The sequence below is a fragment of the Agromyces sp. NPDC058110 genome (assembly GCF_042884735.1).
In the GTDB taxonomy this organism is placed as follows: Bacteria; Actinomycetota; Actinomycetes; order Actinomycetales; family Microbacteriaceae; genus Agromyces.
This window is the reverse complement of sequence record NZ_JBHVTI010000003.1, coordinates 191798-203544: the sequence shown is the minus strand read 5'-3', so window position 1 is coordinate 203544 and position 11747 is coordinate 191798. Positions and strand designations below refer to the sequence as shown.

Sequence of the window (11747 nt, the reverse complement as noted above, 5' to 3'; positions counted from 1 at the left end):
AATACAGGCCCGCCGCGGCATCCGTCAGACCGAGAAGTACTTCGCCTCGGGGTGGTGGAACACGAACGCGTCGGTCGACTGCTCGGGGTGCAACTGCAGTTCCTCGCTCAGCACCACGCCCATGCGCTCGGGCTTCAGCAGCTCGACGACCTTGCGGCGGTCCTCCATGTCGGGGCACGCGGGGTAGCCGAGCGAGAAGCGTGCGCCGCGGTACTCGAGCTTGAAGAGGCCCGCGGTGTCGGTGGGGTCCTCGGCCGAGAACCCGAGCTCGTCGCGGATGCGCGAGTGCCAGTACTCGGCGAGCGACTCGGTGAGCTGCATCACGAGCCCGTTGAGCTCGTAGTAGTCGCGGTACCTGTTCTCGGCGAACAGCTTCGCGGTCACCTGGTCGATGCGGGCGCCGGCGGTGACGAGCTGCACGGGCAGCACGTCGACCTGGCCCGACTCCGTCGAGCGCACGAAGTCGGCGAGGTTCAGGTGGCGGTCGCGGCGCTGCCGCGGGAAGTGGAACCGCAGTCGCTCCTCGCCGAGGGGGCCGCCCGAGCCGCCGTCGGGCGCGAGCAGGCCGGGTGTGCCGAAGCGACCGGTCGGGTCGTCGCCGTGGTGCAGCACGACGAGGTCGTCGCCCTCGCTCACGACCGGGAAGTAGCCGTAGGCGACCGAGGCGTCGAGCATGCCTTCGCCGAGGATGCGGTCGAGCCAGTACCGCAGGCGCGGGCGCCCCTCGGTCTCGACGAGCTGCTCGTAGCTCAGGCCGTCTTCGCCGCGACCGGGCTTCAGCCCCCACTGCCCCATGAAGGTCGCGCGCTCGTCGAGGAACGCGGCGTAGTCGGCGAGCGCGATGCCCCGCACGATGCGCGTGCCCCAGAACGGCGGGGCCGGCACCGGGTTGTCGGATGCCACGTCGGACCGCACCGGCATGGCCTCGGGTTCGGTCAGGGTGAGCTTCGATCCGGCGCTGTGGATGCGCTTCTTGAGCGCCGGCAGCCCGACCTCGGCGGGGTCGGCGCCGCGTGCCACCTTGACGAGCGGCTCCATGAGCGAGAGGCCCTCGAACGCGTCTCGGGCGTAGCGCACCTCGCCGTCGAAGAGGGAGGCCAGGTCGTCTTCGACGTACGCGCGCGTGAGCGCGGCGCCGCCGAGGATGATCGGCCACTTCTTCGCGAGACCGCGCGACTGCAACTCCTGCAGGTTCTCCTTCATGACGACCGTCGACTTCACGAGCAGGCCCGACATGCCGATCACGTCGGCATCGTGCTCCTCGGCGGCGGCGATGATGTCGGCGATCGGCTGCTTGATGCCGAGGTTGATGACCTTGTAGCCGTTGTTCGTGAGGATGATGTCGACGAGGTTCTTGCCGATGTCGTGCACGTCGCCGCGCACGGTCGCGATCACCATGGTGCCCTTGCCGGAGGCCTCGGTCTTCTCCATGTGCGGTTCGAGCAGGGCGACGGCGGACTTCATGGTCTCGGCCGACTGCAGCACGAACGGCAGCTGCATCTCGCCCGAGCCGAAGCGCTCGCCGACGACCTTCATGCCCTCGAGCAGGTGGTCGTTGATGATCTGCAGCGCGCTCAGCCCGCCGGCGAGCGCGAGGTCGAGGTCGTCTTCGAGCCCCTTCGACGCACCGTCGACGATGCGGCGCTCGAGGCGTTCGCCCACCGGCAGCGCGGCGAGCTCGGCGGCCCGCTGGTCGCGGAGGGCCGCGGTGTCGACGCCCGCGAAGAGGTCGAGCATGACGGCGAGCGGGTCGTAGCTGGTGGCACCGTCGGCGTCGTATTCACGGCGGTCCCACACGAGGTCGAGTGCGACCTTTCGCTGCTCCTCCGAGAGCGAGGCGAGCGGCACGATCTTCGCGGCGTCGATGATGCCGGAGTCGAGTCCGGCCTCGACGGCCTCGTGGAGGAACACCGAGTTCAGCACGCTGCGGGCGGCGGGGTTGAGGCCGAACGACACGTTCGAGACGCCGAGCGTGGTGTGGATGCCGGGGTACTTCGCGGTGAGGCCGCGGATCGCCTCGATGGTCTCGATCGCGTCGCGGCGGGTCTCCTCCTGGCCGGTCGCGATCGGGAACGTGAGGCAGTCGACGATGATGTCCTCGACCCGCATGCCCCAGTCGGCCACGAGCTCGTCGACGAGGCGCGAGGCGATGCGCAGCTTGTCGACCGCCGTGCGGGCCTGGCCCTGCTCGTCGATCGTGAGCGCGATGACCGCGGTGCCGTGCTCCTTCACGAGCGGCATGATGCGCCCGAAGCGGCTCGTCGCCCCGTCGCCGTCCTCGTAGTTGACCGAGTTCACGACCGGGCGACCGCCGATGAGCTCGAGTCCGGCCGCGATGACGGCGGGCTCGGTCGAGTCGATCACGAGCGGCAGCGTCGAGGCGCTCGCGAAGCGCGACACGACCTCGCGGATGTCGGCGACGCCGTCGCGGCCCACGTAGTCGACGCAGACGTCGAGCAGGTGCGCGCCGACGCGGATCTGGTTGCGGGCGATCTCGACGCACTCGTCCCACTCGCCGGCGAGCATGGCCTCGCGGAACGCCTTCGACCCGTTCGCGTTCGTGCGCTCGCCGATCGCGAGGTACGAGGCGTCCTGGTGGAACGGCACGTGCTGGTACAGGCTCGCGATGCCCGGCTCGGGCTTCGCATCGCGCGCGGCGCCCGGCTCGGATCCGCCCGCGGAGCGCAGCGGACGCAGCCGCTCGACGACGGCCCGCAGGTGCTCGGGCGTCGTGCCGCAGCATCCGCCGATGAGGCCGAGGCCGAACTCGCGCACGAACTGCTCGTGCGCGGTCGCGAGCTCGGCGGGCTCGAGCGGGTAGTGCGCGCCGTTCGCGCCGAGCACGGGCAGGCCGGCGTTCGGCATGCACGCCACCGGCACGCGCGAGTGCTTCGACAGGTGCCGCAGGTGCTCGCTCATCTCGGCCGGCCCAGTGGCGCAGTTCAGGCCGATGGCATCGACGCCGAGGGGCTCGAGCGCCGTGAGCGCCGCGCCGATCTCGGAGCCCATGAGCATGGTGCCGGTGGTCTCGACCGTGACCTCGACGAAGATCGGCAGGCGGATGCCGCGGCCCACGATGGCCTGCTTGCAGCCGTTCACGGCGGCCTTGGTCTGCAGCAGGTCCTGCGAGGTCTCGATGAGGAACGCGTCGGCCCCGCCGTCGATGAGGCCCTCGGCCTGGAGGGCGAAGGTCTGCTTGAGGTGGTCGTAGGTGGTGTGCCCGAGGCTCGGCAGCTTCGTGCCGGGGCCCATCGATCCGAGCACCCAGCGCACGCGGCCGTCGGAGGCCTCGGCCGCCTCGACGCGCTCGCGCGCGATGCGGGCCCCCGCCTCGGCGAGCTCGGCGATCCGGTCGTCGATGCCGTAGTCCGACAGGTTCGACCAGTTCGCCCCGAACGTGTTCGTCTCGACGGCGTCGATGCCGGTGGCGAGGTACGCGTCGTGGATGCCGCCGATGACGTCGGGCCGGGTGCGGTTCAGCACCTCGTTGCAGCCTTCGTGCCCTTCGAAGTCGGCCTCGAGTGAGAGGTCGTGCTGCTGCAGCATCGTGCCCATCGCGCCGTCGGCGATGACCACGTCGCGCTGCACCGCATCGAGCAGCGCCTGCGAGCGCGACGGCCGCGCGACACCCTCGACGTCGAGCGGGAAGCGGGGTTCGATCAGGGTGCCGGTCACTCGCGCGAGTCTAATCAGCGGCGACCCCGGCCGCTTGGGATGATGTGTTCATGACATCGCCGTCGCTCGACGACCTGCTCTCCACCGCGCGCGTGGTCGCGCTACCCCTCGTCACGCGGTTCCGCGGCATCGACGTGCGCGAGGCGTTGCTCATGGAGGGCCCGCAGGGGTGGACGGAGTTCAGTCCCTTCGTCGAGTACGACGACCACGAGGCATCCGCCTGGCTGCACGCGGCGATCGACTACGGCTGGAACGAGCCGCCCGCGGCGCTGCGCGACCGGATCCCCGTGAACGCGACGGTGCCCGGCGTCGACCCCGACAGCGTCGCCGCCGTGCTCGCGAGGTTCCCGGGGTGCCGCACCGCGAAGGTCAAGGTCGCCGCGAGCGACCAGACCCTGGCGCAGGATGTCGCGAGGGTGCGCGCCGTGCGCGAGGTGCTCGGCCCCGAGGGCCGCATCCGCGTCGATGCGAACGCCGGGTGGAACGTCGACGAGGCCGAGCACGCGATCCACGCGCTCGCCGAGTACGACCTCGAGTACGTCGAGCAGCCGTGCGCCTCGGTCGAGGAGCTCGCCGAGATCAGGCGCCGCACGAAGTACATGGGCATCCCGATCGCCGCCGACGAGAGCGTGCGCAAGGCCGACGACCCGCTCGCGGTCGCCGAGGCCGGAGCCGCCGACCTGCTCGTGATCAAGGCGCAGCCGCTCGGCGGCATCCGCCGCGCGCTGCGGATCGTGGAAGACGCCGGGCTGCCCGTGGTGGTCTCGAGCGCGCTCGACACGAGCGTGGGCCTCGCCATGGGGGCCGCGCTCGCGGCATCCGTTCCGGAGCTCGAGTACGACTGCGGGCTCGGCACGGCCTCACTGCTGGCGGCGGATGTCACGGGCTCGCCGCTCGTGCCGGTCGACGGCGCCGTCGAGGTGCGCCGGGTCGTGCCCGACCCCGCGCTGCTCGACCGCTACGCCGCGTCGCCCGAGCGCACCGACTGGTGGCTCGAACGGCTGGGCCGCTGCCACTCGGTGCTCGCCGGCTGACGGGTTCGCCCGTCGTTCGGCCCTCGTCCGTACGTGCACGGGTGAGAGAATGCACGCACCCGTCCGTCGACGCGCGGGCACACGGAGTTTCCCCCTACAGGAGGCAGTGATGCAGGTCCGTCCGCAGTTCGCCCGCACCGCACTGAACGGCACGATCATCGCGCTCGCGGCCCTGGCCCTCGCGGGGTGCAGCTCCGTCGCCGACGACGTGAAGACGACGGCATCCGCGAAGCCGAAGGCATCCGCGAGCGCCGAGGCGACCGAGGCCGCCGGCGACGGCACCGATGGGGATGCCACGGCCCCCGCGCCCGGCGATTGCCTCGTCGGCGACTGGGTGCTCGCCGACGACCAGATGCAGGCGTTCTACGACCAGGTGAACGTCGACCTGTCGGAGTACGGCATCGTCTACGATCCGACCGGGAGCGCCGGACTGGCGTTCAAGGCCGACGGCACCTACGCGTACTCGCCGAACCTCTCGCTCGCGGTCGACATCGCCGGCCTGCCCGCCGAGGCCACCATGTCGGGCACCCTCTCCGGGCAGTACACGGCCGACGCCTCGACCGTGACGACCGACCACGACACCAACGGCCTGACGATGGATGTCACGGTCGACGGCGTCGCGATGGACGGCACCCCGGTCACCGACCAGATCCTCGCCTCGCCGATCGCGGCGGCCGCCTACGACTGCTCGGGCGCCACGCCCGTGGTGCACTTCTCGACCGGCCCCAGCACGGTGCCGCTCACCCTCTCGCGCGGCTGACGCCGACCGGACGCCGGTCGGTCGAGGAGGCAGCGCCTCCCCGACCGACGGGCGGGCGTCAGTACACGAGGATCGGGATCGGCAGCGACGTCGAGTCGCTGAAGCCCGCTCCCCCGTCGAACGACGTGCGGATCAGGTGCAGCCCCTTGCCGAGCTTCGGCAGGTCGACCTGGAAGCGGCCCTTGTCGGTCGCCTTCAGGGTCGCCGTCGCGATCGCCTTGCCGCCGTCGAGCACGGTGACGGTGCCGACCGGGCGTCCGCCGTCGACCGCGAAGGTCTGGCCGACGACCTTGACCGCGGAGCCGGCCTTGACGAGCAGCTTGTTCGGCGCCGCGACGGTGACGGTGGCGACCGCGGGCGGCGGCTGCTCGTCGACCAGCACCGCGACCGAACGCGCCGGGATGGTGACCGTGCCCGTCGCGGCATTCCACTTCGTGGTCTTCACGACCGCGTCGGAACCGGCGGCCTGCGCCTTCGCGAGCGCGAACCCGCGGCCCTGCAGGCCGTCGACCTGCTCGGTGATCGCCTCGGGCGAGGCGTTGAACACCACGAGGGCGCCGTCGAGCTCCGGATCGACGTCGGTGCCGACCGTGTCGTCGACGAGCATCGCGATGAGGCCCGGCGTGGCATCCGCACCGCTGTTCGGGAACGAGACCTTCTCGTCGATCAGCGAAGCGGAGCCGAGCTGCAGCAGGTCGACCGACGAGCGCACGCGCAGCAGGTCGAGGGCGGATGCCTCGGCCGCGGCGATGTCGGCGGCGGCGGGCTTCAGCGCGGCGTTCTCGAGCAGCGGCGTCATGATCGGCCACTTCTCGCCGTTGTCGGCCTCGTTCGGCAGGCCCGAGCCGAAGGTCGACTCCTGCCCGGTCCAGTCAACGCGGTTGAACCAGTCGCCCGAGTTGTAGCTGTTGCGGTCGAGCGACTTCGAGCGCAGCAGCTCGGTGCCGGCGTGCCAGAACGACGGCGACTGCGACAGGGTGACGGTCGCGAGCGACAGCGTGTTCATGCGCACGCGGTCGGCCATCGACGTGTCGGTCGGCAGCTTGAACACCGAGAGGTCGTAGAGCGTCTCGTTGTCGTGCGCGTCGACGTAGTTGATCACCTCGTCGGGCTCGTCGGCGTAGCCGGCCGGCGAACCCCGGTAGTCGAGCTGGTCGCCGCGCACGGTCTCGCCCGAGGCATCCGTCAGCTCGTAGGCCCGCAGGTTGCCCGCGAGGCCGAGCTTCACCAGGTCGGTCTGGTGCCCGAGGTCGGCGAGCTGCTCGGCCTGCGACGGCGTGCCCGGCTGCCCGTTGGGGTCGGTGCCGAGGCCGGTGCCGAAGCCCTGCTGGAACGTCGAGGTGCCGTCGACCGGGCTGCCGCCGTGCACGGCGTCGCGCAGCCGGTCGTTGAAGGTGCCGATGCCCGTGCCGCCGAGCTGCCCCTGCGTGGCCTGCTCGAAGAGCGCGTTGTTCGCGACCTCGCCGAAGTTCCAGCCCTCGCCGTACAGGTACACGGCCTTGCCGTCGACGCCGTCCTTCTTGAGCGTGAGCCCGTCGAGCGCTGCCCGGATCGCGAGCATGTTCGCCTTCGAGTGGTGGCCCATGAGGTCGAAGCGGAAGCCGTCGACCTTGTACTCCTTCGCCCACAGCACGACCGAGTCGACCATGAGCTTCTCGGCGACCTCGTGCTCGGTGGCCACGTTCTGGCAGCACGTCGAGGTCTCGACGGCGCCGACCGCGTTCAGGCGCTGGTAGTAGCCGGGCACGATGCGGTCGAGCACCGACTTCTGGCCCTGGCCGGCTTCGGCGGTGTGGTTGAACACCTCGTCGAGCACGACCTGCAGGCCCATGCCGTGCAGTGCGCCCACCATCTCGCGGAACTCCTCGACCCGGGCGCCGCCGTTCGCGTCGACCGCGTAGGAGCCCTCCGGCGCCTGGAAGTGGAACGGGTCGTAGCCCCAGTTGAAGCCGTCGGCGTCGCGCACGGCGTCGATGCAGGCCTGCTGCTCAGGCGATGCCGGCCCGAACGACGCGAGGTCGCAGTCGGGCGTCGCCTGTGCGGCACGGTCCTCCTCGATCGTGGCGATGTCGAAGGTCGGCAGCAGGTGCACGGTGTTGATGCCGGCGTCGGCGAGCTGCTCGAGCTGCGCGGTTCCGGCCGAGTCGGCCGTGAACGCCCGGTAGGTGCCGCGCTCGGCCTCGGGCACCGTCTCGTCGGTGATCGAGAAGTCGCGCACGTGCAACTCGTAGATCGCACGGTCGACCGGGCGGTCGACGACCGGCGCCTTCGTCTTCGCCCACTGCTTCGGCGCGAGCTTCGGGTCGTCGAGGTCGACGACCACCGTGCGGGTCGAGTTCGTCGTGAGCGCGACCGAGTACGGGTCGGTGACCGAGTTCACCTCGTAGGCGCCCGTCGTCGGCGCGAAGACGTCGACCGACCAGCGGTACTCGTCGCCCTGCTTCAGCCCGTCGACGCTCCAGGTGCCGTCGGCCTCGTTCCACTCGGCGTCGAGTCGCTCGGGGTCGCCGGTCGCGCCGGCCTTCCACCGCTCGAGCGCGACGTCGCGCGCCGTCGGCGCCCACAGGGTGGCCGAGGCCCGCTTGCCCTGCCAGCCGAGACCGAGCGCAGCGGATGCCACGGCGTCGGCGTAGAGGTCGTCGAGCACGCCGGGCAGCTGCACGCCCGTGAAGGCGGTCAGCTCGTCGTCCGTCGTCTGCGCGACGCCGAGCTGCCGGGTGAGCAGCGACTGCACGTCGGATCGGTCGAGGCCCACCGGGTGCAGCGCGATGAAGCCCTCGAGCGCCGGGAACTTCGCGAGCTGCGCGTCGGTGAGGCCCGCCGGGTCGCGTTCGAGCTCGATCGGGTCACCGCCGCCGGTCACCGCACCGTCGATGACCGCGAGGGTCGCGTCGGCGGAGTGCTCGAGCGTCCAGGTCGGGTCATCGGCGTCGGCCGCGCCGAGCAGCTCGGCGGGCCAGGCGAGCGTGTCCTCGCTCACCCAGTGCGCACGCGTCTGGCCGGTGCCCGCGAGCGGCGGGTCGCTGACCACGATCTCGAGCACGTGCGTGGCGAGCGTGTACCGGAACTCGACGAGCTTGCCGCCGGTCGCGGTGAACGAGTAGTTCGCCCCGCCGGCTGCTCCGCCGACGCCGTAGTTCTCGTCCCAGCTGCGGCCGTGCGCGACCTTCACCTCGTACGCGCCGTCGGGGATGCTCGACGTCGAGTAGGTGTAGACGCCGTCCTTGTCGCCGTCCTGCATGAGCGAGGCGAGGCAGTCGGGAGCCCAGTCGCCCGCGCAGCCGACCTCGGACTGGAAGCTGCCGGGCAGCGTCACGACGGGCCCCTCGGCGGTCGAAGAGACGACGTGCGTCACGGGGTTCCAGAAGAAGGTGACCGGCGTGGTGCCGTCGGTCGAGTACGAGACGTTGCCGCCGTTCGGCTCGCCGTTCGCGCCGTAGTTGAGATCCCAGCTGCCGTTGATCGCGACCTTGTACTCGTAGTCGCCCGCCGGGATCGTGAACGTGCCCTCGTAGATGCCGTCGGCGCGCTTCGTGAGCTTCGCGGCCTCGCAGCCCGGAGCCCAGTCGCCCGCGCAGCCCATCTCGGAGTTGTGGTTGCCCGGCACCGTCACGAGGTCGATCGGCTGCTCGGGCTCCTCCTCCTCGACGAGGTTCACAGCGTCGCCCACGCTCGCGTAGGTGCTCGCGGCGGCGCGGTGGCCCGCGGCATCCGTCGAGATCGCGCGGTACTCGACGAGCGTGCCGTCGGCGAGGCCCGCCGTGTCGTGGAAGACGCGCGGGCTCGTGTCTTCGGCCGTGCCGAGCGGGTGCCACGCGTCGTCACCGGTCGCACCCGCGACCCGCCACGCGAAGCTCGTCTCCTGCCAGGTCGCGTCGTCGACGTCGGCGACGACGGGCGCGATGCCCGAGACGCCCGCACCGGCGGCCGGGGTCGAGACCGTGATGGCCGGGGCGGCGTCGGGCGCGCTCACCTCGCGGTCGGCCTGCAGCACCACGGCGCCGAGCGCCGGCACGGTGACGGAGGCCACGCCGTCGGCGTCGGCCGTCACGGCCGCTCCGCCGCCGTAGAGGGGCGTGAAGACACCGCCGTCGGTGAGCGTCGGCACCTGCACCGTCTTCTCGGCGGTCGAGTTGTTGGCCGCGACGAGGAACTCGACCTTGTCGGTGCGGTCGACGCGGCTGAAGGCGTAGACGCCCGCGCCGCTGTCGACGTAGCGCTCGATCTGGGCACCGGTCGCGAGGGCCGGGTGCGCCTGCCGCAGCGCCGAGAGCTCCGCGATGTGCTCGTAGAGCGGCACATCCGTGCCGTAGCGGTCGACGCTGCCCGCGTTCTCGCCCGTGATCAGGTTCTGGTTCTGGTACTCGGCCACCTGGCTCGCGAACAGGGTCTGGCGTGCGCTCTGGTCGCCGCCGATCCCCGCAAAGCCCTGCTCGTCGCCGTAGTACACGACGGGCTGGCCGCGCGTGAGGAAGAGCAGGTCGTGCGCGAGCTCGTCGCGCTGCAGCGGGGCATCCGTGTTCTGCAGGAAGGAGCCGACGCGGCCCATGTCGTGGTTGCCGAGGAAGGTCGGTAGCGCCGTCGCCGACGAGTCGGCGGTCGTGTAGTAGTCGTCGCCCGCGAACAGCGACTGCAGGTTCTTCGCCGAGTTGCCCGCGGCGAAGCTCACGGCCTGCGACTGGAAGGTGAAGTCGAGCACCGAGTTCATGTCGGTCTTGCGCGCGTAGGGGCTGAGCTTCTGCGGGTCGGCGTCGTAGACCTCGCCGAACATGAAGAAGTCGGGCTTGCCGTGCTCGTGCGCGTAGTCGAGCACCTGCGTCGACCACTGCTGCCAGAACTCGAAGTTCACGTGCTTGGCGGTGTCGATGCGGAACCCGTCGATGCCGAGGTCGATCCACTGCTCGTAGACGTCGACGAAGCCGTTCACCACGGTCGGGTGCTCGGTCATGAGGTCGTCGAGGCCGACGAAGTCGCCGTACGTGACCGACTCGCCCTCCCACGTCGAGTCGCCCCGGTTGTGGTACAGCGTCGGATCGTTGAGCCAGGCCGGCACCTTGAGGTCGGCGTCTTCGGGGCGCACGACGGGCGTGTACGGGAAGCTCGTCGCGGCGTCGAGGGCAGGGAACGGCGTCGTGCCGTCGGCGTAGTCGGCGAGGTCGATCTCGTTGCCGTCGGCATCGGTGTACGGGCTCGTCGCCTGGTCGATGTACGAGTACTGCTGCTCCTCGTAGTCGATGACGTCGGCCGTGTGGTTCGTGATGATGTCGAAGTAGACCTTGATGCCCTTGTCGTGGGCCTCGGCGATGAGCGCCTCGAGTTCGGCGTTCGTGCCCAGGTGCGGGTCGATCTGGGTGAAGTCGGTGACCCAGTAGCCGTGGTAGCCGGCGCTCGCGTTCGCCCCCTCGCCCTGCACCGGCCGGTTCTTGAAGCTCGGCGTGAGCCAGATCGCCGTCGTGCCGAGCCCGTCGATGTAGTCGAGCCGGTCGCGCAGGCCCTGCAGGTCGCCGCCGTTGTAGAACGCCCGGCTCGTCGGGTCGTAGCCCGTCGTGAGGGCGTCGCCCGTGAGGCCGCCCTCGTCGTTCGAGGGGTCGCCGTTCGCGAACCGGTCGGTCATCACGAAGTAGAACTGCTCGTCGCTGCCCGGCTGGCGCACGGGGTCGGCGACGAGTGCCGCGTCATCCGCCTCGCTGTAGCCGGCGCGCATGCTGACGAGCTCGAGGCCCACCTTCTTCTGGGTGTCGTCGAACACGAAGCGGATGGTGCTCGGGCCGTCGACCGAGAGTTCGAGGTTGTCGCCGCCGGGCGCGCTGCCCTTGCCGTACGCCTCGTCCCAGGTGTCGTTCACGGCGACCTTGTACTGCCAGTCGCCGGCCGGCACCTCGAACTCCGCCGCGAAGACGCCGGGGGTCGCGGTGGCGAGCAGTTCGGACTCGGCGCAGTCGGGCGCCCAGTCGGCGGCGCACCCCACCTCGGTCTGGAGGTCGCCGACGAGTGCGAACGTGCGCTCCTCGGCCGAGGCCGCGAGGCCCGGTAGGAGGGTGAGAGCGGATGCCGCGACGGCACCCGTCACCCCCATGGCGATCCAGCTGCGCGCGCGTCCGCGTTGCGTCATCGTCGACTCCTGCTGCTCGGGCACGGCGACGTGCCTGGGGACATGTGCGGCGAACCTATCAGCGCCGCGATGGTTAATGCAAGCGCTTGCAATTCTTGCGCGGGTCACCCTATCTTGAGGGTCACGCGCCGTTCGCGGCGTAGCTGCCGCATCGGCGCGGCAGATT

Annotated in this window: 4 protein-coding genes; 2 read left to right on the top strand and 2 right to left on the bottom strand. The window is 70.8% G+C overall.

Annotation, left to right across the window (positions count from 1 at the left end; genetic code table 11):
• Nucleotides 1-24: 24 nt before the first annotated feature.
• Nucleotides 25-3675, bottom strand: a complete 3651-nt coding sequence (gene metH, locus ACFVS8_RS08525; protein WP_387060261.1) for a methionine synthase — start codon at nucleotides 3673-3675, stop codon at nucleotides 25-27.
• Nucleotides 3676-3725: 50 nt separating this feature from the next.
• Between metH and ACFVS8_RS08520 the strand changes: the two genes are divergently transcribed.
• Nucleotides 3726-4709 carry an o-succinylbenzoate synthase gene (locus ACFVS8_RS08520; protein WP_387060259.1) on the top strand — a complete coding sequence of 328 codons (984 nt, stop codon included), beginning with the start codon at nucleotides 3726-3728 and terminating at the stop codon, nucleotides 4707-4709.
• A gap of 109 nt (nucleotides 4710-4818) precedes the next feature.
• Nucleotides 4819-5469 carry a hypothetical protein gene (locus ACFVS8_RS08515; RefSeq protein WP_387060256.1) on the top strand — a complete coding sequence of 217 codons (651 nt, stop codon included), beginning with the start codon at nucleotides 4819-4821 and terminating at the stop codon, nucleotides 5467-5469.
• Nucleotides 5470-5527: 58 nt separating this feature from the next.
• Here ACFVS8_RS08515 and pulA read toward each other — a convergent pair whose 3' ends face one another.
• Nucleotides 5528-11581 carry a pullulanase-type alpha-1,6-glucosidase gene (pulA, locus tag ACFVS8_RS08510; RefSeq protein WP_387060253.1) on the bottom strand — a complete coding sequence of 2018 codons (6054 nt, stop codon included), beginning with the start codon at nucleotides 11579-11581 and terminating at the stop codon, nucleotides 5528-5530.
• Between the last annotated feature and the right edge of the window lie 166 nt (nucleotides 11582-11747).

Coding starts and splice junctions, on each gene's coding strand:
- ACFVS8_RS08515 (WP_387060256.1), top strand. CDS start 4,819: ATGCAGGTCCGTCCGCAGTTCGCCCGCACCGCACTGAACGGCACGATC.
- ACFVS8_RS08520 (WP_387060259.1), top strand. CDS start 3,726: ATGACATCGCCGTCGCTCGACGACCTGCTCTCCACCGCGCGCGTGGTC.
- pulA (WP_387060253.1), bottom strand. CDS start 11,581: ATGACGCAACGCGGACGCGCGCGCAGCTGGATCGCCATGGGGGTGACG.